The sequence below is a fragment of the candidate division Zixibacteria bacterium HGW-Zixibacteria-1 genome (assembly GCA_002838945.1).
In the GTDB taxonomy this organism is placed as follows: Bacteria; Zixibacteria; MSB-5A5; order GN15; family PGXB01; genus PGXB01.
In genome coordinates this window covers 237,976-264,098 of the sequence record PGXB01000002.1, presented here as the reverse complement: position 1 = coordinate 264,098, position 26,123 = coordinate 237,976, and the positions used below count along the sequence as shown (strand labels likewise).

Below are 26,123 nucleotides of genomic sequence, written 5' to 3'. Positions count from 1 at the left end.
AGTGTCAACCCCAAATTACCACTTGAAATATTTCTTGAATTCGATTTTGCCGCGCAAACCGGAAAAATCGAGCTCGACGCGGTCCTCAGGGTTGGAAGTATACGATAAGTATAACTCTTCATCAAAATCATTATACGAATGAACGTCACTGAAGTTCAAATAAAGATAATTGACGTTGGCGCTTAACAACATACCGAAAAAGCCGGTCGGGTAATCGGCGCCGACCCAGGCTGAAAAACCGGGTGAAGTTCCTTTGAGAGGCGCGACATTTGCTTCTTCATCGGAAGTGCTGAGATTAAAGGAACTGGCTCCGCTCCAGACTTCCCACTTGCTGAAATAAATGCCGCCGCCGCCACCGACGCGAACATTAAAACCGTTGACGATCCCTTCGTTATCCGGCGGATTAAGAAGATGATAATCAACGCCGCCGGTGATGCCATAGACCTGGACTTCCGAAATTAGCTCAAAATCGGTCTGTGTTCCCAATGGGGAAATACTGAAGGTGTAATCACCATTCCTGTTATCACCCATTTTCAGCCAATAATCAAAGCCCAACTGGAATGAGGTCTTTTTTGAAATCATCATTCCCATATTAGCGGAAAGTTCCTTGGAACGCCAGATGCCGGTCATCGGATTATCCGGCCCGACATTGACATTAACATAGTTGGAATAGACGTTGTAATCGCTGCTATTGGGCAGTTTGCCATAGGAAAAAGACAGCGAACCATAATAAATTTTGTGTTTGCGATCTTTTTCCATCTTTTTCAAATATTTGGAAATGATCTCATCTTCGGTCTGACCGAAGGCCGAAGCAGCAACTGTAATTGCAAACAATGCAATAAATACCGGAATCAGTTTTTTGAACATAGATCCTCCTTGGATAGTTAAACTGATTTACCCTGTATTTATCGGTCAGAATTGATGATTCTTTAAATTAATTATTTCCGATTATTCTCGCAATAACAAGAATTGCAAAGAGTTAAGTAAAATGCCGGGAAAATAAAAAAAGGCAGGATTCTGGTCCTGCCTTATGATTTCGATGTTGTTACGATTCTCTATTCGGATGTATTTTCGTAAATTTTACTGAAATCCAACTGGGACAACATCTTGTAGTAATTGTAGTGTCGATAGGCATCAGCCTGAGCCTGCTTTATAAGTCTCTCCGCGCGCTCCGGCATACTGGCCTTAAGCGTCCGGAAACGAACCTCGCCATAGGCATAATCGGCATAATCGATTGTCGGTGGTTTGGAATCAAGCTGCAGCGGGTTTTTTCCTTCTTTGACCAGATCGGGGTTGTAACGATAGAGGATCCAGTGTCCGGAATTGACCGCCTTTTTCTGCTCCTCAAGTCCGTGGGACATGTCAATTCCATGAGCAATACAATGTGAATAAGCAATAACAATCGAGGGGCCGTCAAAAGCTTCCGCTTCCATAAGCGCCTTTACAGCCTGGTTATGGCTGGCGCCCAAAGCAATCTGCGCAACATAGACATTACCATAGGACATAAGCATCATGCCAAGGTCCTTTTTCGGCAAGGGCCTTCCGGCTGCTGCAAATTTGGCCACGGCGCCCATCGGGGAGGATTTTGACATCTGACCGCCGGTATTCGAATAAACCTCGGTATCGAGAACCAGGACATTGACATTGCGTCCCGAAGCCATGACGTGATCCAGTCCGCCATATCCGATATCATAGGCCCATCCGTCACCCCCGAAAGCCCAGACGGATTTCTTAACAAGAAAATCAATAATGTCGAGCAACCGGGATGCTTCCGGAGTTGACATGGCTTTAATCTTGTTCTTTAGTTTCATGACTTTCTGACGCTGTTTTTCGATTCCTTCCTGGGTTGACTGGTCGGTTCCGGCGATTTCATCGAAATCGGCCGGGGCAAGTTTTTGCAGCAATTCCAAGGCATGGATATTCAGCCGATCGACAGCCAGCCGCATACCCATCGAGAATTCGGCCGCATCCTCAAAGAGTGAGTTGGACCAGGCCGGCCCGCGACCGTCGCCACGGAAGGTGTAGGGCGTCGTCGGCAGATTGCCGCCATAAATGGAGGAGCATCCGGTTGCATTGCCGATTAAGGCGCGGTCGCCGAATAATTGCGTAACCAGCTTGACGTAAGGAGTCTCACCGCAGCCGGCGCAGGCTCCAGAAAACTCGAAGAGTGGTTTGACCAACTGGCTGCCCTTGGTGGTGCCGATATTGTACAGCGCCGGGTCGGTCTCGGGAATCGAGAGGAAGAAGGCGAAGTTTTCGGCCTCCCGGGCGCGAAGCGGAATCTGAGGCATCATGTAGATGGCTTTGCGATCGCTCTTGTTTCCTTGTTCATCCTTACCGTAGGCCGGGCAGGCATTGACACAAAGGACACATCCGGTGCAATCTTCCGGGGCCACCTGAAGAGTATACTTCTTACCGGCAAACGGCTTTCCGGTAGCATCAAAGGATTTGAAAGTCCCGGGGGCTCCTTTGAGAGCATTCGCATCATATATTTTCATCCGAATGGCCGCATGCGGGCAAACTATGGAACAGATGCCGCATTGAATACAGGCCCTTTCATCCCAGACGGGGATCTCCACGGCAATATTTCGTTTTTCATATTGTGTGGTTCCGGTCACGAAAGTCCCGTCATCGGGCATGGCCGATACCGGCAGCGAATCACCCTTATTGGCAATAATAGTGGCGGTAACGTACTTCACGAAATCCGGCGCATGATCGGGAACGATGGGCGGTTTTTTGATTTTACTGGTGGCCTTGCCGGAGTATTTGACTTCATGTATGTTATTGAGGGCGCCGTCAACCGCGGCGAAATTCATCTTCACGACCTTTTCACCCTTGCTGCCGTATGTTTTGACAATGGCATCCTTAATGGCCTTGATCGCTTCATCACGGGGTAGAATATCGCTGATGACAAAGAAAGCGGTTTGCATGATCATATTAATGCGGGCACCCAACCCCAGTTCCTGGGCCAGCTTGATACCGTCGATAACATAGAACTTCAATTTTTTATCGATTATCTGCTGCTGAACTTCTACCGGCATCTTGTCCCAGACTTCATTCTCGTCAAAGGGGCTGTTCAACAGGAAGATGCCGCCTTCGATAATTCCTTCCAGCATGTCATATTTTTCGAGGAATGAAAAGTTGTGACAGGCGACAAATTTGGCCTTGCGAATCAAATACGGGCTGCGGATTTCATTTTTCCCGAAACGGAGATGCGAAACCGTCACCGCGCCGGCCTTTTTGGAATCATAGACGAAATAACCCTGTGTGTAATTGTCGGTGTAGTCGCCGATAATTTTGATTGAGTTCTTATTGGCGCCCACCGTGCCATCGGCTCCGAGACCATAGAAAAGTCCCCGGAAGACATCACTGCCCTCGATATCGAAAGAATAATCGACATCAAGCGACGTATTGGTAACGTCGTCGACAATGCCAACGGTGAAATGATTTTTCGGATCGGCCAGTTTAAGATTATCCAGCACGGCCTTGGCCATCGGCGGATTGAATTCTTTGGAACTGAGCCCATATCGGCCGCCTACGATAATCGGGTATTTGGTAAAGGGCGCGATACCAAGATGCATGGCCTCGTTAATAGCGGCCTGCACGTCGGTGTACAGTGGTTCGCCCACGGCGCCCGGTTCCTTGGTGCGGTCGAGGACGCCTATTTTCTTGACTGTTTTCGGCAGGGCCGTCATCAATCCCTCAATGGAGAAGGGGCGATAGAGACGAACTTTGATCAAACCTACTTTTTCACCCTTGCTCATCATGAATTTGACGGTCTCGTGCATTGTCTCGGCGCCGGAACCCATCATTATCACGACTCTATCCGCATCGGGAGCTCCGACATAATCAAAAAGATGATATTCGCGGCCGACAAGGCGGGCGAACTTATCCATATATTTCTGGACAATTCCGGGAGCCTTCAGATAATAATTATTGACCGTTTCCCTGGCCTGGAAGAAGACATCGGGATTTTGCGATGAGCCTTTGAGGGTCGGGTGATCGGGATTGAGAGCCCGCTCCCGATGCCGGGTCACGAATTTCTCCTCGATCATATTCTTTAAATCATCGGTGGTCAATTCTTCGATTTTCTGGACCTCATGAGATGTGCGGAAGCCATCGAAGAAATGAACGAACGGCACCTGAGATTCGAGTGTCGCGGCATGGGTGATGACGGCCATGTCCATAACTTCCTGGACGGAGCCGGATGCGAGCAGTCCGAAGCCGGTCGAGCGAACCGCCATGACATCGGAATGATCGCCGAAAATCGACAATGCATGGGTTGCCACCGAGCGGGCCGAAACATGAAAAACCACCGGGGTAATTTCGCCGGCGATCTTAAACATATTGGGAATCATCAAAAGCAGTCCCTGAGACGCCGTGAAGGTGGTTGTCAGGGAGCCGGCGGTGGCGGCTCCATGGACCGCACCGGCAGCGCCCGCTTCCGACTGCATCTCGACCACGTCGGGAATTGTGCCCCAGATATTGGTCTTGCCCGCTGCTGACCTGTCATCGGCCTCTTCACCCATAACAGAAGAGGGAGTGATAGGATAAATAGCGATCACTTCACTCAGGTTATGAGCGACGTAAGCGGCGGCGGTATTGCCGTCGGTATTGATCATATTTCTTTTGTTTTTCGATCCTGCTCCCGTTTTATTAACAGCAACATCTACTTGATCTGACATGGTAACTCTACTCCGAATAAATCTATTCTTTAATTAAATTATTTGCCTCTCATATAGTCTTTGGTAAGGTAATGCTTGTCTGTCCCTGGTATTTTCCTTTTTTGTCCTTATAGGATATCTGACAGATCTCATCGGCTCCCAGAAAAAGAATTTGCGCAATACCTTCATTAGCATAAATTTTGGCCGGAAGGGGGGTGGTGTTGGAAATCTCCAATGTTGCATAGCCTTCCCATTCGGGCTCAAAGGGCGTCACATTGACAATTATGCCGCAACGGGCATAAGTTGATTTGCCCAGACAGATGGTTATGACTTCTCGTGGTATCTTAAAATACTCCACAGTTCTGGCCAGGGCGAACGAATTTGGCGGAACCAAAATTGATTTGGCCTTGACGTCGATAAAGGATTCTTTGGAGAAGTTTTTGGGGTCGATGATAGCTGAGTTGGTATTGGTGAAGATTTTAAACTCGTCGGCGACCCTGATATCATAGCCATATGACGAAAGCCCGTAACTGATGCCTTTTCTGATTTGTTTTGCCGAGAACGGACGAATCATATCGTGTTTAAGGGCCATTTCCTTTATCCAGCGATCGGACTTAACAGGCATTCACAGTACTCCTTACTCTAAAAAACAGTTCCCTATTATACGTAAATATCCGTCTCAGGCAAACCATTTTTCCGCTTTAATCCTCAGCGCGCCTTTGCTGCCCGTTGATTCCTCTCCCAGCTAATCAGGTTGGCAAGAGTATAACTGCCGAACACCTCCAAGAGCTTTTCTTCGGCCTCCTCCAAAACGGGTCGAATGGGACAAAACTCGACTTTTTCGCAGCAGTCCCGGTCAGGAAGACATTTTATCAAGTGATATGGCCCCTGGATGGCCTCGACTACGTCCTTAATGGTAATAACCTCTGGGTCTTTGGCAAGAGAAAAACCACCCTTAACCCCCCGGTGAGATTTGACAATGCCAGTCTTGGTCAGGTTTTGAAAAATCTTGGCCAGGAATTTTTCCGGAACGTCGCGAATTTCCGCAATTTCGGACAAGGGCACAATCAGCCCTTCTTCCTGGCTGGCCAAATATATAACCCCGAGAATACCATACTCTTCGGCTCTCGTAAATTGCATATTATCACCTCGGGCGCTTATGTAAAAGTTTCTTACACATTATTCTCCAATGAACATAGTTATCCTAATCAAATAATTATAGACTCGAAATGTCATATTGTCAATAGAATTTGTTATTTTTTTCACAAAATAATAATCTTTTTTATTGGCGGACTTAAGGATTTGACGGTCGGAGTAAAATAGATATATTACATCTGTAAGTGAAAGCGTATTAAAATAATAATATGCATGGTGTAATGTAAAACGTGTACTGAATCGTATGGAATTCATAAAAAGTAACATAGGCCGGACCGCTTATGCCTCGGATGGCTCCATTTATGAATTGCGGCCGGCAGCAATCGTGTCGATTAAATCCGAGGATGATATCAGGGAGGCGATCGCATATGCCCGGCATAATAATCTCAGCGTTACTCCTCGGGGAGGGGGAACCGGGTTGGCCGGAGGCGCTCTGGGGGATGGACTGATACTCGATTTCGGGAATTTAAAGGATATTATTCAAATCGATCCCGACAGGAAATCGGTTCTTACGCAGGTAGGAATAATATATGATGAGTTGAATCTTGTGCTTGCCGATTATGGGCTCTTTTTCCCGCCTGATCCTTCATCAGGCGATTCCTGTCAGATCGGCGGCATGCTGGCCAATAATTCGTCCGGTCCTAGGTCGGTCAAATATGGCTTGACCTCACATTTTGTCGAGCAGCTTCAGGTCATCGATGCCACGGGCAAAAAGCAGGTTCTTCGAAAACTTCAAATAGGTTCGGAAGAACAAAAACGGTTTTTTGCCGAGGCGCCGGAATATGCCAGGGTATATGATTTGCTCAAAGACAATGCCGCCTTAATAAAGGCACGCTGGCCGCGTCTCAAGAAGAACTCAGCGGGATATAACTTGCTGCAGGTGGTCGAAAATTTCGATCATGGGATTTATGATTTACCGGCCCTGATTGTCGGGTCCGAAGGAACCCTGGCTGTCATTGCCGCCGCCGAATTGCGCCTGCTTCCCATTCCAAAAGATAAGCTTACGATACGGCTGTATTTTAAATCATTGGTCGATGCCGGGAAGGCCGTCGAGCCGATTCTGGCGGCGGGACCTTCGGGTTTGGAGATTGTCGATGGTGCGACTCTTGATCTTATCGGCCGTGACCGTTTCGACATTCCGCCAAATGCCGCCGCTTTGTTACTGGTTGAATTCGACGATGAAATTGCCGGCAGTAGAAACCATTTCAACAGTATTGCCGGCCGGCTCGATTTGGCGGCTCGGCCCGATTTTGCTTCCGATCCCGCGGCGATGGCATCCCTCTGGAAAGCGAGAAAGGCGATTGTCCCGACCCTTTATCGGCATCACCCCACCCGCCGGCCGATATCACTGGTTGAAGATGTCTCATTGCCGTCGAATGAGATACCATCATTTATTGAATATGTTACGGCCCTTTTTGCAAAACACGACCTGACATTTGGGATATTCGGGCATATTGGTGACGGCAATCTGCATATCAGGCCGCTTTTCGATTTCAATAAAAAAGACGAATTCGAGCTGGCTCAAAAAATTTATGACCAGGTTTATGACCGGGTTATCGCAGTGGGAGGTTCCAGCACGGCCGAGCATGCCGATGGAAGGCTTCGCGCGCCGATGGTCAGGAAGGTTTATGGCGATGCGATCTACTCGATTTTCATTCAGATAAAATCATTGCTTGATGCCGACAAAATATTGTCACCCGGTTCCGTACTGAGTGAAGCGCCATTTACCGATAGAATTGATTTCGAAAAAATCAAATCATTCTGTGCGGCGTGCGGCAAGTGCAACGGATATTGTCCGGCTTATGATCATTTCCGAAGAGAGGATTTGTCTCCGAGGGGATGGTTGAGGGTCATGAATCAATCGGGCGAAACACATCAAAATTTGAAAGCATATCTGCAGTACTGTTTAAACTGCAAGAATTGCGCCACCGTCTGTCCCGCCGGTGTCGATATCGCGGCGGAAATAATAAATTTCCGCTCACAGCAGCCGACCGCCCTGTCAAAAATGGCAGTGGCTTATGCCGACAATGAAGCGCTCCTGAATCTTTCGCTGCGGCTTGGTCGGTTGGCAGAGCCGCTTCTGAAAAGCGATCTTGGGAAATCTCTGCTTCAGTTATTCGGAAAGCCGATGTTCGGCATCGACCGCACCACCGGATTCCCGGCTATCGCCAGGAAGTCACTCCGAGAGCGCTGCGCCGACCGGCGCGCCGACACCGGCGACGTGGCCTTCTTCCATGGATGCGCCGACAATCTGCTTGAATCGGCCGTAGGAGAGGCGCTGTTCAGAGTTTTTGACAAGTTTGGCGTGTCGGTTTCGATTCCCGATCAGAAATGCTGCGGGCTGCCGTATGAGGTGTATGGTCACAGGAATAATCTTATTGAAAAGGCCCGTTATAATATCGACCATCTGAGTAATTTCAAAGCTATTATTACGGGATGTGCCTCATGTCTTTTGAAATTGATGGAATATGAAAAATTGTTCGATGAAAATGATACATATAGGAAAAAAGCCGCCGAGCTTGTCGGCAAATGCTTTGATATCAGTCAGTACATTAACAGGCTTGACCCTGATACGGCACTTTTCGACACCGGGAAGCGAATAAATGTAACCTATCACAATCCATGTCATCTTCGCGCCGCCGGATTGCACGGGGAGCCGGAAAAATTGTTGAAAAAATTCGATAATATTAATATCATACATCCCGGGCATGCCGATCGCTGCTGTGCCCAGGCCGGTTCGTATGGTTTCGTGCATTTCCAGGAATCAAAAATGATGTTCAGGAAAAAAAAGGATGAGTATCAAAAAATCGGAGCCGATTTTATTATGACTTCCTGTCCGGCCTGCCAGATGAAAATAAGAGCTGAAATGGACGGGAACATCCGGGTCGTTCATCCTGTTGAAATCCTTGCTGAAATGATAAAGTAATTATGGATCATTAACCCGGGAAGGGAAGAATGACTGAAAATAAAAGCAAAGATAAGGGCCTGTTGATTGTCTATACCGGCGACGGCAAGGGCAAGACGACTGCCGCGCTCGGCATGGCTATCCGGGCCGTCGGCTATGACTGGAAAGTCGCGATAGTGCAATTTATCAAGGGCAGCTGGAAATACGGCGAGATGGATGGTCTCAAGAGGCTGGCGCCCAATGTGGAATTGAGCATAATGGGTGAAGGCTTCGTAGGAATCCTCGATGACGATAAGCCGATCGAGCAGCACCGCGAAGCGGCCAGGAAAGCTTTTGATCTGGCGCTGGAAAAAATGGAATCGGGAAAATATGAGCTGGTCATACTCGATGAGATGAATGTGGCGGTGACGCTGGGATTGATTTCCAATGATGACTTGAAGGGGCTGGTGGCCCGGAAGCCGGAAAAGCTGCACCTGGTCATAACCGGCCGAGGGGCCAGGCCGTGGTTGATCGAGCAGGCCGATCTGGTGACGGAGATGAAAGAGATAAAACATCCCTTTAAGAAAGGGATACTGGCCCAGAGGGGTGTTGATTTTTGAAAATTGCGGTGACCGGCGCCTCAGGATTTATAGGCCGGAATCTCGTCGCGGAGCTTTCGGGGCGGGGACACAGCCTGCGCCTGCTCTCGCACCGCAGGCAGCCTGCCGCCGATTCCGGGCATTCGGTTGAGATTGTCGAAGCCAATGTTCACGATTCCGATTCTCTTTCGGAAGCTTTCAAGAATATCGAAGTTGTTTATCATCTGGTCGGTATAATTGCCGAGACGAGGCGGCTTACTTTCGACAAAACGGTGGTGGAGGGGACATATAATGTCGTTTCCGCCTGCAGAGAACAGGGTGTCAAGCGGTTGATTTATCTGTCGGCGGCCGGCGCCTCCGCCGACGCACGATCAAAATATCATCAGAGTAAATGGAAGGCGGAAGAGGCGGTCAGGAATTCCGGCCTGGATTACACCATTTTCCGTCCGTCGGTGGTGTTCGGCGAGGGGGATGGTTTTGTGGGCATGCTGGTCGGAATGATCGGCCGTTTTCCGCTGATACCGGTCATCGGCAATGGAAGATATGAACTGCAGCCGGTATATATAAATGATTTGACAAAAGTGATGTCGGACACGCTTGAAAACCGGCAGACTGTCAACCGGATATTTGAGATAGGCGGTCCCGAGGTCTTGGAATATCGGCAGATTATCACTATATTAAAAAGGGTCTTGAATAAACGGCGCGGAAGCTTATATTTACCGTTGTGGCTGATGAAAATTAATGCGGCCATACTGGAGAAAATAATGAAACCGGCACCTGTTACAAAAGATCAATTGATAATGCTGGAGGCCGGTAATAGGGCGGACAATAGCCGGTTGATTAAAATATTTGATATTAAACTTACTTCTTTTGAAGATGGTATAAGAAAATATATGAGGTAATCGATGGCTGAAAAGAACTATGATATTGTAATTGTCGGGGGCGGGCCGGGCGGCCTGACGGCCGGATTGTATGGAGCCAGAGCCAACCAAAAGACCGTTTTAATCGAGAAATACATGCCCGGCGGTCAAATTGCCAACACCCATGAGGTTGAGGATTACCCCGGATTCGATTTGATCTCGGGTCCGGAATTATCCATGAAGATGACCGAGCATGCCAAACGGTTCGGGCTGGAAATAATCTCGGACGAGGTCGTCGAAGTTTACAGCGAAGGACATGATCGCGTTGTCGCCTGCGCTTCCGGTGATATCTACCGGGCCAAAGCGGTTATAGTCTCCACCGGCGGATCACCCCACAAGTTGAACGTTCCGGGAGAAAAAGAATTCAGCGGGCGGGGTGTCTCATATTGCGCCATCTGCGATGGGGCCTTTTTCAAGGACCAAATTATTGCCGTATCCGGCGGCGGCGATGCCGCGGTCGAGGAGGGCATGTTTCTGACCAAATTCGGGAAGAAAGTGATCGTGATTCATCGCCGTGATCAGCTCCGGGCTCAAAAGATTATTCAGGATCGGGCCTTCAAGAATCCAAAAATGGAATTTATCTGGGATTCAGTCGTCGAGAGTATCAATGGTGATGAGAAGGTAAACAGCCTGACCCTGAAAAATGTGAAAACGGGAAAGACATCGGAACTCGAGGTCGGCGCAATTTTTGTTTTTATAGGGTTTGTGCCGAATTCGAATATTTTCCGCGAAGAGCTAAAGAAGGACGCCGGGGGGTATATAATCACCAATGATCGCATGGAAACATCGATCAAGGGCATATATGCCTGCGGCGATGTCCGATCGCAGCTCGTTCGTCAGATTACGAATGCGGTCGGCGACGGCACCACTGCGGCTGTCGCGGCGGATAAATATATCGAAGAACTGGAAGGCTGAAGCCATTAATTACCAGCCGGTTCGGGGAGTAAAATACAAAAGGCCGTACCTCACACGGACGGCTTTTTATTTTTATAACGTGTATAAAGAAATCTTCTATTTGCAGGTAATGTGAACGATTTTGCACACACACTATTGGGATAATAATTAATGCGTTTGAGGCCCTGTGAGGCAAGATGGTGTAAATGCGCTAAAACTATTGAATATCATCGGGATATAAAGATATTTGCCAAATGTGCTTTTACCGGCACAGATATTGCTTTTTAGGGGGGCATGAAATTGAACTTATGTTCTTATTGAGTTGTTAGAGATTTAGGGAGTGGTGTGTGCTGGTTTTCCAGCCACCTGACGTTAGAGTCGGGCATCCCCCCTCCACCACTCCCTATTTTTTTCCTCTTTTTATTCAACATCTAATATTCTTAAGTCATCCTGCCGATACCGATAATATTAGACAACATCCGGGTTTTTTGATGACGAAAGAATATTATTATGCGTTTTAGAAGTCCCAGTCTCCTTATCAGAGTTTCCCATTTAATATTGATTCAAATAGTCTTTATCTTTTCCGCTCTGGCGCTGGTGTTGTTTTATCCCCAGGAAGATAGCGGTCACCAGATGTACGCCAATCTTAATAATCAGGTCAAGATTACGGCAGAAAAGGTCTTTCCCCTGCTTGAGTCGTCGGAGATATCGTTTGATATGCCGATGGATGTTGTCGCCAAAATTCAGAATATCGCCGATGACAATGAATATATAACGGATATCAATCTTCTTTATCATGATACCCTGACAGGCAAAGACAGCCTTATTTGTTTCGGCATCACCGAAAGGGAAAAGATTTTCATTGATTCAAGCCGAGTTCCATTACGCGCGATTTTTGATCTTCTCAGGGCCAGCCGGGAAAAATATGTCACGACTCTCGGCCGGGACGGAAGCCATATTATCTATGCAGTGGGGCCGGAAAATGAATCAGAAAATTATGCTTTGATTATCGCGGCGCCGAATGCCGCCGCAAAAATTGCGCAAAACAATCGCGCCTATTTGCTTTTTGTCCTATTCTTGATTTCGGCGCTGATATCTCTCTTGATCATAAACCTCATATTCAAAGGCATCAAACGGCCCTTGAGTGAGCTTCTTGACGGTTTCGAAAAGACCGCTTCCGGCAAGGAAGTGCATCTGGAAGTGACCGGGGATAGATCGGTTCAAGGGCTGCTGGTCGGTTTCAATGAGATGTCACGGAAATTGTCGGAAAATAGAAGAGATCTGGCCAATGCCAATGAGCGGCTTATTAAAGCCAACCAATCGCTGGTGGAATCGGAATCGATACTCACTTCTTTGGTGGATTATTCTCCCGACGCCATCATCGTGACCGATCTCGATGATCAGGTTATTATCTATAACCAGGCGGCGGCCCGAGATTTCGGCTGCAATCAATCCAACATGCTCGGCAAGAAGATATCCAGTCTGATTCCGGTTCTTAATATGGACAAATCATCGATTGATAAAGCCGAATCCCTGGAAAGCCAGGAAGTGATATGTCGCCGTCAGGATGGCGTCCGGTTCCCGGCGGTACTGGTTCACACCCCGCTCGGGCCCGAGGGCGGCCGCCCCATGGCCATGCTTTACTTTATTAAGAGTATTTCCGAGAGCGCCAATTATCAGGGTATGATTCTTAAGCTGGACCGAATTGCTTCCAGAGGTAAGATGGCCCGCGATATTGCCCATGAAATTAATAACTACCTCGCGATTCTTCAGGGGAACCTGGAGTTGATTCCCATGTTCATAGCCAAAAATGATTCCGAAAAGGTCGACAAAAAACTGGCCATCATGAAAGATACTGTCAGCCGGATCTCGACGTTTACCGATGGTTTGACTCGTTTCAGTGATGAAAACAGTGAATTTACCAAAGAAGATCTGAATCAATTGGCGGAGAACCTGATTGCCTTCCTCAAACCGCAAAACAAATTTGACAATATTTTTATCTGCACCAATCTCTCCGAGAACCTGCCGCTGGTCGAAATCGACGCCAGTCAGATTCAGCATTTGCTGGTTCATCTGGTCACCAATGCTGCCGAAGCCATGGCCAAGGTCAAGGATAATCGCTGGATGGTCATCAGCACGGCTGCCGATGAATCATCAAATATGGCGATAATCAAGATTGCCGATGGCGGCCCGGGTGTTCCGCCGGAGAAAATCGGTAATCTCTTCATAAAACGATTCAGCACCAAGCGCGACGGTACCGGCCTGGGGCTCATCACCTGCAAAAACATCGTCGACAATCATAATGGAGAGCTATCATATCACAGCGGTGAAGATTCCATGTCTATTTTCGAAATAAAGATTCCCATCAGCCGGCCACAGGATGTAAATGCCGGCAATATCTCCGAGAAAACAGAGAAGACCGTTCCGGTATAATTGCCCAAATATATATTGACCGGATATATCAAAAAATCTAATTTAAGGCCATGCCGAGCTCTAAGACTGATCATTTGTCGGGATTCGGCAGGGCCAAATTCATTCTTCCTCTAATTGCAATATTTGGCGTCCTGCTTTTTATTCTGACTTATCTGGGAATAGAAAAAAGTCGCAGCGACAATCTGCAACTGTTGCGCCGTCAGGGCGCTGCCCTGATCGAAAGTCTGGTATTATCGTCAGATAACGCCATCAAGGCCAACTCTTTTTTCGATCTGCTGGTTCGGGAAAAGCTGTCCGACCTGGCCGGGTTTCTTGAGACCCGTCCAAATCTTGATTTCTCGGCACCCGAGCTGGCTGATTTTGCTTCGGGCTACGGTGTTGATGCCATCCTTATTTTTGACAAAGATATGCATCTTATCGCCTCGGGAGCGAGGGGCGTTTTTATCAATACGAATGAGATTTACGGTTATGTTATCCCCGAACTCGAAGAACTTCTGGCCGACACCATTAATTTAAGCAGCTTTCAATTCGTGGAAGGCAGTCTCCCTGGTGATGTCCGCCTTTATTATCTGACCCGCACCGCCGACCAGAATAATGTCATTGTCATTGCTTCCGATGCACTGTTTTTTGTTCAGGCCAAGGAAAATATCGGTATCGGTTTTCTGGTCCAGAATATCGCCCGTGAAGTTGGCGTGGAGTACATCATCTTCCAAACGATGGACGGCATCGTCTTCTCCTCACGAAAAATCGGCCCGATACTGAAAATCGAGAAAGATCCTTTTCTCAAGGAGGCGCTCACGGCTGATTCGGTCGTCTGGCGCGAGTATGAATCCGAGGGTCGCCCGATTCTGGAAATGGTCAAGAAGTTTTCATCGGTCGAATATCCCGAAGGTATCTTCCGCTTGGGCATACCCCTCGACAAATATTATGAAATCGTTGCCGGTTATAATCGCCAGATGATTCTCCTGAGTCTCCTGATTTTCGCGGCCCTGGTGCTGTCGGCGATGTATTTAAGCGGCAAACAAAAGCGAATATTCCTGGATCAATCGTTTCGCAAAATCCGGTCATTGTCCGAAAAGGTTTTCGACAGTATCAATGCCGGATTAATTGCGGTCGGCCGTGACGGTAAAGTCGAAATGGTCAACCGGCAATTCCTGAATATCTTTCATTGCGAAGAGAAGGATATTGTCGGCCGGATGTGGCCCGATCTGGAGGTCAGCGGGATCGTCCCGTTCGATAAGGTTCTGGCGGGCGAAAAAGAAACAGGTGATGCGGAGACGACATTTCAGATGCCGGCCGGGAAAATGTATCTATTGATTAACACCGGCCGGATATATGATGAAAAACAGAATGTGAGCGGGGCGGTGGCGGTTATCTATGATTACACCCATATAAAGGAACTCGAAGAAACGGCGCAGCGGCGGGAGCGCCTGACTGAACTTGGCGATCTGGCGGCGGGTGTGGCGCATGAGATACGCAACCCGCTTAATGCGATTTCAATAGCGGCACAGCGGCTGCTGGGAGAGTTTGAGCCGAAGGAGAATGTCGAGGAGTTCAATAATTTTGCGCGGCAGATAAAATCCGAAGCCGGCCGTCTCAATGAAATCGTGACCCGGTTTTTGTCCATGGCCAGGGATAAGGGGAAATCCGGTAAATTGGTGAATCTCACCCGCATCGTTTCGGAAACAGTCAGTCTTATCTCCCTGAGCAATCAACGCGATGATATAAAAATATTGACTCAAATCGAACCGGAGGTTTCTGCGCCGATATCCGAGGACAGATTAAAGCAGCTTCTGATAAACCTGATTCGTAATGCGATTCAGGCCTGTGAAAAATACGGCGGTGAGGTTGTCATTTCCCTCGCCAGGGAAAAGGATGGCATATTTTTATTGGTCAGGGACAGCGGGCCGGGCATCCCCGAAGAAATAAGCCATAAGATTTTCACACCATATTTTACAACACGGGACAAGGGAACCGGGCTGGGGCTTTCCATCGTGCATCAGATAGTCGAAGAGTTCAAGGGGAGCATTGAAGTGATTTCACCACCCGGGGGCGGAGCCGAATTCAGGGTGAAAATTCCTCAATAAAAAACGGCGGCTGACAGCCGCCGTTTCAAATCAATAAGAAATAATCTTACTGAATATTCTGCTTGATCCACTCGGTGCTGACTGATTTCGGACGAGTGATGGCGGTGCCGACGGCACGGTTGATAATCAACTGTGACAGCATACCCATGGCACGCGAAACCGAGAAGAGGACAGTGTAGTAAGGGAATTCGGTCAAGCCGAAATGATACAGCAGAGCGCCGGAACCGGCATCGACATTGGGCCACGGATTCTTGGCCTTGCCGTGCTTCTTGAGAACTTCCGGAACGATGTCATAAACTTTGGCAACCGTCTGGAAGACCGGGCTTTCCGGCAGGTTTTCTTTACCGAAGGCCAGGAAGGCGCTGAATCTCGGGTCAGTCACGCGGAGAACGGCATGGCCGTATCCCGGAATAACTTTGCCGCCATTCAGGGTTTCCCATGCGTATTTGTCAATCTGCTCGTCGGACGGAACACCATTGAATTTTTTCATGGTATCCAGAACCCAGCCGAGACATTCCTGATTGGCCAAACCGTGCAGAGGGCCGGCCAATCCGTTCAGACCTGCTGAAACGGCATAATAGGCATCGGACAGGGCCGAACCGACAGTATGACAACTGAAGGCACTGACATTGCCGCCTTCATGGTCGCAATGCAGGGTCAGGTACAGTTGAATCAGCTTGGTGAAGACGCCCGATTTGTCCTTGATGCCGAGCATGTTGGCATAATTGGCGCCCCAGTCGAGGTCTTTTTTGTAGGCGATTCTGTTGCCCTTGTTGAAACGCATACGGTAAACGCCGGCGGCGATTCCGGGCAGCTTGGCCAGGAGATTCAGGGAATCTTCCAACATCGGTTTCCAGTAATCGGTTTTGGCCATACCCTTGTCGTATGCTTTTTTGAATTCGGATTCGCGCTGCATGACCAGGATAGCGGTATTTAGCATAGCCATCGGATGCGAATCCTTGGGCATCGCTTCAAGGACTTTCCAAACATAGGTCGGAACTTTTGATCTTTCGGCGTATTCTTTCTGCAGAGCCTTGAGAGCGGTTTTGTCGGGAAGTTCTCCGGTGCACAGCAGATAGAAAATTTCCTCGGGCAGTTTATCCCGCAAATCCATAATCGGGATTCCGCGAATAATCAGACCTTTGTCCGGATAAACGACCGAAGTGTCACAGATCATGGCCTTCACGCCGCGCATACCACCGTATGCCTGGCCCACGGTCACGTCGGAGATCTTCTTGTCTCCGTGTAATTTGCCAAGTTCTTTCAGTTCATCTCGCAACTGAGGAATCATCTTGGCAAGTTTGTTTTGTAATGTGGCCATCAATATACTCCTATTTTGATTTATAAAGATTGATTTTGATGATCGACAGATTCACTTGTTACACATCCCCATATTATTGAAATGACATATTAAATTATTTGCCGCGACTTGTCAATAGTTCTCCAAGCGATTTCGTGAATTTTTTCACTTTTATTCAATATTTTTTTGGAAATGGGTTCTGATTATATAATTGCGAGCAGCGAGGTATTAATTACGAATTTGAAAATAATTTCCCCGGATTCAGCAGATGGTAGGGATCGAAGGCATTTCTAATCTTTTTCATGTGGTCGAGAGTCGGCTCGTCGAATTCGAGATGCAGGAAATCCCTTTTCGTCAAACCGATGCCATGTTCTCCGGTCAGGGTTCCGCCAAGTCGGAGTGTTTTATCGAAAAGCTGTTTTATTCCTTCATCGATCAGGGCCAACTCATGATTGTCATCGCTTTGGGCCAGGAAATTCACATGAAGGTTGCCGTCGCCGGCATGACCATAAGAATTTATGCGTATCGGTGATTTTTCATTGAGTTGGGCCACAAAGTGAACAAGTTCCGGCAGCTTCGAGGGCGGCACACAGACATCTTCCGATATTTTGTGGCGGGCCGCTTCTTTGACGGCTTTGGACAAATTCCGCCTGATTTTCCAGAGCTTTTCCGCTTTTCCTCGATTGTTTTCTCTGGTCAAAAATATAACTCTGAACCGGCGGCAGATATCTTCAATTTGCTCCGCCTCCGACAGACATTTATCCCCCGATGTTTCAAACAGCAAAATCGCGGCGGCATTATCGATTTCAATCGATTTCTCATAATCATTCGAGCAGGCCACCGAATCGCCATCCATGTATTCCATTACCGATGGCACGATGCCGCATCTGGTGATTTCGGCAACGGTTTGCGCAGCATCTTCGGGATCGCCGAAGGCGGCCAGAATGGTTGGGCCGAAAGTGGGAAGTTCGATCAGTCGGGCAGCAATCTCGGTGACGGCAGCCAAAAGCCCCTCGGAACCAATAATGATTCCTGATAAATCAAAGATATCGCCATTAGAATAGACGCCGGTTTCGATAATTTTTCCATCTATTGTAACCGCCCTGAGGCCGATGATATAATCCTTGGTAACGCCATACTTTTTGCAATGCAGCCCGCCGGCGCATTCGGCGACATTGCCGCCCAGGGTCGATTCATCATAGCTGGCCGGGTCGGGCGGATAAAAAAGATTATGTTTTTCCGCCGCCTTCATCAAATCGATGGTAATAATGCCGGGGCCGCAGAAGGCCCGTTTTTGTTTTGGATCCAGCTCCAGTTTCTTCAAATGTTCCAGCGAAAGCACCAGCCCATCGGGCACCGGAACGGCGCCGCCGGTATAGCCGGTTCCGGCCCCGCGAAAGACGACAGGAATCCCGCCTTCGCGGCAAAGACTCATGATTTCAACAACTTCGGTTTCATTATCCGGAAAAATTATGGCGGGAGCTTTGACGCGAATTTCTGAAGCATCGCGGGAATAATCGGGAAAAGAATCGGTCTCAAGAATAAGTCTTTTGCCAAACCTATTCCTGAGACCGTCAAAGTTATGCATAAATCTCAGACCTTTTTTTCAGTGCTTTTGGCCGGAGAATCCGATTTACTTTCAGTTTTGGCCGGCGCCGTAACGTCGGTTTTATATTTCTGCTCGCCCTTTTTATAGGAATTGCTGCGATAATCAGTCGAGTAGAAGCCGGAGCCTTTGAGGAGGAAGCCCGCGCCGCCGGTTATTATCCGCTCGGTGTAACCGCTGCACTCGGGGCAGACCGAAACAGGATCGTCGGAGATCGGCTGAAATTTCTCAAACTCGTGTTCACATTCCGTGCATCTATATTGATAAGTAGGCATATTCAAAAAACCCCATAAATTACAAAATAATTAACTATTCATTATAACAGCGACAGCAGAAAAAAGTTCACCGGCAACAGGCATCATCCGTAGCGCCAGCCGCGGTCCCTGGCCAATCGCGGATTGGGTTTCCAATCGGTCAGTTTTGCGGCGGTTTCTTTTTTGGGTGGAGGCGGTTCTTTTTTCGTGGTCGACATATATACTTTGGTTTCTTTCGGCGTGGCGATTCCGTATGATTCCTCTGCCGCGCGAATAATCTCCGGCATTAAACCTTCCTCAGCCACTTTTTCGGTAAACTTGCGCCGTCCGTCGACCAGATCACGCAGGTAATTATCGATCTGGTCCTGGGAGTAGTATTTCTTCGGGTCATAAGCACTCAGATCGGTGCCCTCGGCCTTGACGATAACTTCGGTACCAAGGAAGCTGTTAACATAGTCATTGGTGCCGCGCAAGTCACCGCGCTGAATAGCAGCCATGGTATCAATCGGGACGCGTTCGGTTTTGCGGACCATTTTCTTGCCGCCGTCGGGGAGCATTTCGATAATCTCGCCCATGCCGCCGGTGTTGTACTGGTAAAAAGCCACTTTATCCGGGTAGTTGGCTGCCAAGTCCATGATTATCTTATAGAAAAAGTTGACCTTTTGCGCCCTCGAACCGACGATAAACGGGTCGGTGCCGACGGTGCGGACCGATTCGCCAGCTTTGGCCGGATTGGAGGCATAGCTATGACTGGATTCACCCCACAAATAAGCGAGGGCCGCCTGGATGGGGGTCAATCTCTGCGAAAAGGTCATGATGGTATTGCGCCGGGTTATAAAGGCAAAGACGATGCCGTCGAGATCGTCAATAGGCGGCAGGTTAAGAGAGGGATACCAGATATCTTTCATGGCGAACGGCCAGTGACCGCGTTTGATTTTGAGCTGCTTGCGCATAATCACCGCTCGGCCGTTGCCGCAAAGGTTTTCGTCCAGAAAATCAGGCTGCCCGTTGGCGTTGATCATGACATTTTCGTACATGGCACTCTTATGGACGAGCGCATTGTACATCGATTCCTGAAGTTTTTTATCGACATCGGTTTTGACGAAGTAGTTGAACTCGGAGCCGTATGCCGATCCGTCATTTTTTAAAAAGCAGATATCATCCTGGCAAACCATGGTCCTCTCGCCTTTGAACCAGTCGAGACCAAGCTGGTGACAGGACCAGGTACTCTTGCCGGTTGCCGACAGCCCGAAGAGCAAGACGCCATATTTTTTCAGCTTATTGGTCTTGACATCGCGGATAATTACGACCTTGGTCCCGGCATGAAGACCCAGCATGCCCAGGTCACCGGCGGCATGCATGCCGTTGCGCAGGAACCCCTTTTTGTCCTCGCCCATATAGTCGGAACCTAGAACGACGGTGATATTATGGTCGGGCAGCATCAACACCTGCTGGCGGATCTGATGTTCCTCGGGAATATGAATAAGTGTGAATTCCGGGCCGGGCGCTTTGGTTACCGGGCCCATGGTATGTCCCCACATAAGTGCCTGCCGATGGTTTTTCAGATCGGCCACCGACATGTACAAATTACACTTGGGATTAAATTCGGAATTGCTGCCCATCTGACGCCGCAATCTGACAAAGGGGAGAGTCTCCATGAGATGAAGCACCTTCTCAAGTTCCTCCGGCGCCTTTTCGATTATTTTCTTCTTATTATCAGACAGGCTGTGTTCGCGGACCTTTTCCGAACCGAGATAGACCGTTTTTTCACCGATGCGGCTGGAAATGACGGAACGCCACCCCCAGGAACCGAATTTGGTCTGCATCCCGCTATGGATGGCCGGTTCGCGTAGATCTTCAAGTTTCATGTCCTTGATATTCGGGCCGTTGATACGGCGCTGCAGATCCCGCGCGAATCGGGCATATGTGCCGGTATCATAAATCGAATCTGACATCTTAAACACCCTTTGGCAAAATTTCGTCTTGGTCGAAGAAGAAGGCCACTTCGATCTTGGCGGTTGCTTCACCGTCAGAACCATGAACAACATTCTTCTCGATTGAGGTGCCATATTCACGGCGGATAGTATTGTATTTTGCTTTGGCCGGATCGGTGGCGCCCATCAAATCGCGCCAGTGCTCGATGGCGCCATGTCCGCCGATTACCATAACTACAACCGGGCCGGAAGTCATAAATTCCACAAGTGATTTATAGAAGGGTCTGCTCTCGTGGACGGCGTAGAATCTTTCCGCCTGCTCGCGGTCGATTTTGAGGACTTTCATTCCCCGAATGATCAGGCCGGCACCTTCAATTTTGCTGATGATTTTCCCGACCAGCTTGCGCCGGACACCGTCCGGTTTGATTATACCGAGTGTATTAGCCAACCTGACCTCCTTTAAACCAATTCCCGGAGACGGGATTTAATCGTCTCGGGCGGAATTGATGCTATATTCACTTTGTATGCCGTTGTTACGCGGAACAACTGGTGGAAATTGCGGCGCTGCAAATCTTCCTGCTCAACCGAAGTGCCCAGAATATAAGGATTGAAGAACGGCTGCGTTTTATATGGTGTCATGCCGGCTCCGGAAGCAGAGCGGTATTTTCCCTGAGTGACATAATCGAGGGCGGCTTCCACTGACAGTTTTTCCACTGCCGGGGTATTGGGCTCGTAGCATAGCAACGCGACCGTTTTCAGATGCGAGCGTTTGATGTACTTTTGCGGGCCGCCGATCCAGGCCGGATCGACCAGCGCTCTCGAATCGAGGCTGCCCCAGTAGCAGTATGGCTCGCCCAGATCGAGAGGGCATTCATCAACAAGTTCTTTCATGTTGGTCCAGTCGGACCGGGTCGTCACGACATTTTCGCATTTGCTGCGATCGAAGATTCGGGCATACCGCGGAAAGTTCTTGGCGCTCTCGGTTTTAAAATAAAATTTGCGTTCGGGAGCATCGGCAATGGCTTCATTGCCGCGATAACGTACGAACAGCCAGTCATTGGTCAGGAAGCGGGCTTTTTCATCCTCGAGCAATCGTAAAAGTGATGAGCCGCGTTTCATGCCTTTGGCGCCCACAAGGAGCAGGCCCTTGCCGCCGAAATCGACGCCGGCCGCCCGAATACCATGCACATCGAGAAGCCGCTCGCTGGCCTGGGCCACCATGCCCAGAGCGATGCTTCGGATCTGACCGTAATAACTGGTGTTGAACAAAATCGCGGTTCTCATTTCCGGGCAATAGTAGCCATATGATGTCCGTCCGGGGACGCCGTCGACGGCATAAATAATGCCGTGGGGTTCCAGGTCGGATTCAAGCTGCGCCGGGTACCAGTTCTCCACCCAGAAATCATAGAGGTGTGGCACGTTGGTCCGCAATTGAATGATAATGCCGTTAATATTGGCATTCCATTCGAAGTAGCGGTCGAAGGGAAGATTGGCTTCGGCTTCCTGCACCAGAGCATCACGCTCCTCGACGGATACGGCTGTATCTATCTCGACATTCCCTTTGGGATAGGTCATGACATTCTGCAAAGCGACCCGTTTGTATTTCGGCGATTCCTTCAGTTTCAGCATGGCTTCGATGATGCGATCGGTTCCCTTTTCGATTTTGTCCATCGAGGTGGCATATGACAGCCTGATATTATCGTCGGCACCGAAGGCGCTTCCGGGCACCAGCGCCACAGCCGCTTCTTTCAATAAGTAATATGACAGACCGTACGAGTTTCTGATTTTCATGCCGCCGTATTCGGTGTTGTAGTAGGCCGAGGTGTTGGGGAAGAGATAGAAAGCGCCCTGAGGCTGATAGCAGGATATGTTCGGTATCCGATTCAGTTTGCTCATCATGTAATTCCGCCGGGTTTGGAACTCGGCCACCATCCGGTTGATCTCCGACTGGTTGCCGGACAGGGCGGCCGCGGCCGCTTTCTGGGCGATGGAATTGGCGTTCGAGGTCGTATGCGACTGGATGATGCCCATCGCCGAGATCAATTCGCGCGGGCCGATAGCATACCCGATACGCCAGCCGGTCATGGAATATGATTTGGAAACACCATTGATAAGAACTGTCTTGGCTTTTATTTTATCGCTCAGTGAGGCCACCGATGTGAAACGGTACCCGTCATAGATAACCTTCTCATAAATTTCATCGGCGACAATAATCAATCCTTCCTCGGCCGCAATTTCACAAATCTCCATCAGCTGTTCCCGGGTGTAGGCGGCGCCGGTCGGATTGCTTGGATTATTAATAATGATTGCCTTGGTATTAAAATTGAGATTGGCTTTTAATTCGTCGGCAGTGAGACGGAAGCCGTTCTCTTCTTTGGTCTGCACAATGACCGGTTTTCCCTTAACCATGAGCACCTGCTGGGGGTAGGAAACCCAGTACGGCGCCGGGATAATCACTTCCTCATCACGGTTAAGAATCGCCATGAACAGATTATAGAGACCCTGTTTGGCGCCGGACGAAACGATTATTTCATTGTTGGCATATTCAAGGCCGTGGTCCTCTTTGAGCCGGGCGCGAATAGCCGACTTCAATTCCGGGATACCATCATTGGCGGTATATTTGGTAAAGTTATCGTCGATTGCCTTTTTGCCGGCTTCTTTTATATCGGCCGGTGTGGGAAAGTCGGGCTCCCCGACGGAGAAATCAATGACATCAATGCCCTCGGCCTTCATTGCCTTGGCCTTGGCATTGATGCGCAGAGTCGGGGAAAGCTCCAGACGTCCGATTCTATTGGAAATCATCGCTTACCCCTTATTTCTGGCCGTCTGCCGAGGACGATTTATGAGAGGTCTCGGTCTTCGCTTCCTTTTTCTTCTCCGAAAGCTTTTGCAGCCAATCTTCAAGGTCGAATCCGGAGAGAGACTTAACCACAGTCGGCAATTGCGACATCATCGAAGCCACCTCGCCGGTTATCTTTGATGATCCCACTTTGCCGTCATTGGAGACCATAACAATTTTATCCACTTTTGAAAGAGGCGTAGCCATCTCGCGGGCCAGTTCAGGCAATTTATCGAAGATCATCTGAAGCACCGCCGGCTGAGAGTAAGAATTGTATGATTCCGCTTTGCGGCGCATGGAATCGGCTTCAGCCTGACCGATCTTCTCGATCAGTTCGGCTTCGATCAATCCCTGAATACGCTTGGCCTCGGCCATACCTTTGGCCTCGGCTTCAAGACGGAACTGCTCGGCTTCGGCCGGCTTGCGGACCTTGGCTTCGAGTTCCTGCTCCACCCGGGCGATTTCCTTTTTCTCCAAGGCGATGGCGGAATCTTTCTCGATGATCTTGACCTTGGCTTCCTCGGCCTTTAATTCCTGATTCAATTTATGCCGCTGCAGTTCATAGGCAAAATCAGCGTCGGCTTTCTTGAAATTGAGAGCCTTCTGGAGTTCGGCGCGATTAAGCTCAAAAGACTGGTTGGCGTTGGCCACTTTGGTCTCGGCTATGATCTTGGCGATATCTCCCTCTTTTTTGGCATCGGCCGACTTAATGATGGCATCACGAGCCGCTTCCGCCTCGGCCACCTCGGCGTCACGTCTGGCCTGGACGATTTTCGGACGTCCGAGCGCTTCCAGGTAACCCGAGGGGTCGGTGATCTCTTTCAGGTTGAAGGAAAGCAATTTCAGGCCCATATTGGCGAAATAGGCGCCGACATCGTCAAAGACCGCTTTGGCAAAGTCTTTCCGGTTTTTGTTAATCGATTCGAGATTCATGGTCCCGATCAAAGCGCGGGTCGAACCTTCCAGGGTTCTCAGGGCGACGTCACGGATGTCAGGCAGAGGTTTGCCAAGAAACTGTTCGGCAGCCAGATGGATCGAAGCTTCATCGCCGGCGATTTTTACTTCGGCGGTCCCTTTTACAGTCGAACGGATGCCGTTGGTCGAGATGGCATCATCAACCTTTATTTCCATCGGGATGATTTCGAGGGGAAGAATCTGTGCCTGCTCGACAAACGGCTTGACAAAAGTACCGCCGCCGATACGGAACCGGTATCCCACCTGCCGTGATGACCCATCCGGCAGAGTAATCGTGCGTTTTCTGCCTCCGGAAATAATCAGCACCTCATTGGGGCCGACCTTGCGATAGTTCTTGAAAATAATTAGCACTATTGCCGCGGCAACGACAACAGTAGCAATGATGATTATAATGAGGGAACTCACAACTGCACTCTCCTACCAGAATGATTTAAGCGGCTTTTAACGGCCGCCGGATTCCTAAATTAAAGTCAAAAGAAACATTTTCCCACCGGCAATGTCAAACGATATTTTGACTCCATCGCCGGCGATCTATCCTTTCATAAGTACAGCAATCGCTGAGACATCAACAATATCCTGGGCCGAGCAGCCGCGCGACAAATCGTTCATCGGCAGCCGCAGACCCTGCACAATCGGCCCGGTCGCGGTGGCCCCGGCCAGCCTCTCGGTCAGTTTGTAGCCGATATTGCCGGCATCGAGATCGGGGAATATAAGCACATTGGCTTTGCCGGCAACATCCGATCCCGGCGCTTTGCGCGAGGCGATTTCGGGAATGATGGCGGCGTCGAGTTGCATTTCGCCGTCGACCTTGAGTTCAGGATGCTCTTTGCGGACCAGGGCCAGAGCCTCCAGAACTTTGTCAACATCCTCATGTTTGGCCGATCCCCTGGTGGAAAATGAAAGCATCGCCACCCGCGGTTCCTGTCCCGTCAGTTTGTACATCGTTTCGGCAGTCGAAACCGCGATCGAGGCCAGTTGCGCCGCATCCGGATTGGGGACCACGGCGGAATCGGCATACATAAATATCTTGTTTTCCTCATCGCGGAATTTAGGCAGCACCATCATAAAGGCACCAGAAACGGTGTTGATACCCGGCGCCAGGCCGATCACCTGGATCGCCGCCCGCATGACATCACCGGTGGTATTGACGGAGCCTGCCACACAGCCGTCCACCATGCCTTTTTCAACCATCATGGCGCCGAAAAAGAGGACGTTTTTGACGGTCTCAGTCGCCTGGGCCTCAGTGATACCCTTATGTTTTCTTTTTTCGAATAAGGTCTTGGCGAAATCGGGGATTAATTCCGATACGGAGGGATCGATTACGCGAACCAGGCTCAGATTCAGTTCTGCCTCGGCGGCCAGTCGGCCGATTTCGTCTTTATTGCCGAGAAGTACCACCGATGCGATTTTCTGCTCGACAAGTATTTTGGCAGCTTTGATAACCCGCGGTTCGGTACCTTCGGGAAGGACCACCTTTCTCTTTTTAGCCCGTGCCTTTTCCTTTATGGAATCAAGAATATTCAGTGAACCGCCTGACATAGGATGCACTCCTCAACTATATAAAAAATTATCCTGCGAC

Annotated in this window: 18 protein-coding genes; 6 read left to right on the top strand and 12 right to left on the bottom strand. The window is 49.3% G+C overall.

Going from position 1 to position 26,123, the window contains the following annotated elements; all coding sequences use genetic code 11:
- Positions 1-15 precede the first annotated feature (15 nt).
- The 4 genes from CVT49_01950 to CVT49_01935 form a co-directional block, all read right to left on the bottom strand.
- Entirely contained in the window at positions 16-867 is an 852-nt protein-coding gene (locus CVT49_01950; GenBank protein ID PKK84941.1) for a hypothetical protein, read from the bottom strand.
- A gap of 188 nt (positions 868-1,055) precedes the next feature.
- Positions 1,056-4,685, bottom strand: a complete 3,630-nt coding sequence (gene nifJ, locus CVT49_01945; protein PKK84940.1) for a pyruvate:ferredoxin (flavodoxin) oxidoreductase — start codon at positions 4,683-4,685, stop codon at positions 1,056-1,058.
- A gap of 49 nt (positions 4,686-4,734) precedes the next feature.
- Positions 4,735-5,289 (bottom strand): dCTP deaminase, encoded by a 555-nt coding sequence (locus tag CVT49_01940; GenBank protein ID PKK84939.1) that lies wholly within the window; start codon positions 5,287-5,289, stop codon positions 4,735-4,737.
- An 83-nt stretch (positions 5,290-5,372) separates the two neighbouring features.
- Positions 5,373-5,804, bottom strand: coding sequence for an Rrf2 family transcriptional regulator (locus tag CVT49_01935; protein PKK84938.1), 432 nt, complete (start codon positions 5,802-5,804; stop codon positions 5,373-5,375).
- A gap of 259 nt (positions 5,805-6,063) precedes the next feature.
- On the opposite strand from CVT49_01935, the gene CVT49_01930 reads away from it, so the two are divergent.
- The 6 genes from CVT49_01930 (at position 6,064) to CVT49_01905 (ending at position 15,636) form a co-directional block, all read left to right on the top strand.
- Positions 6,064-8,745 carry a hypothetical protein gene (locus CVT49_01930; protein ID PKK84937.1) on the top strand — a complete coding sequence of 894 codons (2,682 nt, stop codon included), beginning with the start codon at positions 6,064-6,066 and terminating at the stop codon, positions 8,743-8,745.
- A gap of 29 nt (positions 8,746-8,774) precedes the next feature.
- Positions 8,775-9,323: a cob(I)yrinic acid a,c-diamide adenosyltransferase gene (gene cobO, locus CVT49_01925; GenBank protein PKK84936.1), complete on the top strand. Its 549-nt coding sequence runs from the start codon at positions 8,775-8,777 to the stop codon at positions 9,321-9,323.
- Complete coding sequence (locus CVT49_01920) at positions 9,320-10,204, top strand: NAD-dependent dehydratase (protein ID PKK84935.1); 885 nt, start codon at positions 9,320-9,322, stop codon at positions 10,202-10,204. The genes cobO and CVT49_01920 overlap by 4 nt, the downstream gene beginning before the upstream one ends.
- Positions 10,205-10,207: 3 nt before the next feature.
- A complete protein-coding gene (gene trxB, locus CVT49_01915; protein PKK84934.1) occupies positions 10,208-11,137 on the top strand; it encodes a thioredoxin-disulfide reductase in 930 nt (309 codons plus the stop codon).
- Positions 11,138-11,626: 489 nt separating this feature from the next.
- Positions 11,627-13,549, top strand: coding sequence for a hypothetical protein (locus tag CVT49_01910; GenBank protein PKK84933.1), 1,923 nt, complete (start codon positions 11,627-11,629; stop codon positions 13,547-13,549).
- Positions 13,550-13,599: 50 nt separating this feature from the next.
- On the top strand, positions 13,600-15,636 hold the full coding sequence (locus CVT49_01905) for a hypothetical protein (GenBank protein PKK84932.1): 2,037 nt from the start codon (positions 13,600-13,602) through the stop codon (positions 15,634-15,636).
- 46 nt (positions 15,637-15,682) lie between these two features.
- Here CVT49_01905 and CVT49_01900 read toward each other — a convergent pair whose 3' ends face one another.
- From CVT49_01900 to pta, 8 genes are all read right to left on the bottom strand, one after another.
- Complete coding sequence (locus CVT49_01900; GenBank protein PKK84931.1) at positions 15,683-16,957, bottom strand: type I citrate synthase; 1,275 nt, start codon at positions 16,955-16,957, stop codon at positions 15,683-15,685.
- Between the two features lie 211 nt (positions 16,958-17,168).
- Complete coding sequence (locus CVT49_01895; protein PKK84930.1) at positions 17,169-18,524, bottom strand: glycolate oxidase subunit GlcD; 1,356 nt, start codon at positions 18,522-18,524, stop codon at positions 17,169-17,171.
- Between the two features lie 5 nt (positions 18,525-18,529).
- Positions 18,530-18,817 (bottom strand): FmdB family transcriptional regulator, encoded by a 288-nt coding sequence (locus CVT49_01890; GenBank protein PKK84929.1) that lies wholly within the window; start codon positions 18,815-18,817, stop codon positions 18,530-18,532.
- 83 nt (positions 18,818-18,900) lie between these two features.
- The gene (locus tag CVT49_01885; GenBank protein ID PKK84928.1) at positions 18,901-20,751 is read right to left on the bottom strand and encodes a hypothetical protein; all 1,851 of its coding nucleotides are present in this window, start codon (positions 20,749-20,751) and stop codon (positions 18,901-18,903) included.
- A 1-nt stretch (position 20,752) separates the two neighbouring features.
- On the bottom strand, positions 20,753-21,178 hold the full coding sequence (locus CVT49_01880) for a nucleoside-diphosphate kinase (GenBank protein PKK84927.1): 426 nt from the start codon (positions 21,176-21,178) through the stop codon (positions 20,753-20,755).
- Positions 21,179-21,189: 11 nt separating this feature from the next.
- Positions 21,190-23,532 (bottom strand): aminotransferase class I and II, encoded by a 2,343-nt coding sequence (locus CVT49_01875; protein PKK84926.1) that lies wholly within the window; start codon positions 23,530-23,532, stop codon positions 21,190-21,192.
- Between the two features lie 10 nt (positions 23,533-23,542).
- Complete coding sequence (locus tag CVT49_01870; GenBank protein PKK84925.1) at positions 23,543-24,949, bottom strand: flotillin; 1,407 nt, start codon at positions 24,947-24,949, stop codon at positions 23,543-23,545.
- Between the two features lie 126 nt (positions 24,950-25,075).
- Entirely contained in the window at positions 25,076-26,068 is a 993-nt protein-coding gene (gene pta, locus CVT49_01865; protein ID PKK84958.1) for a phosphate acetyltransferase, read from the bottom strand.
- Positions 26,069-26,123: the final 55 nt, after the last annotated feature.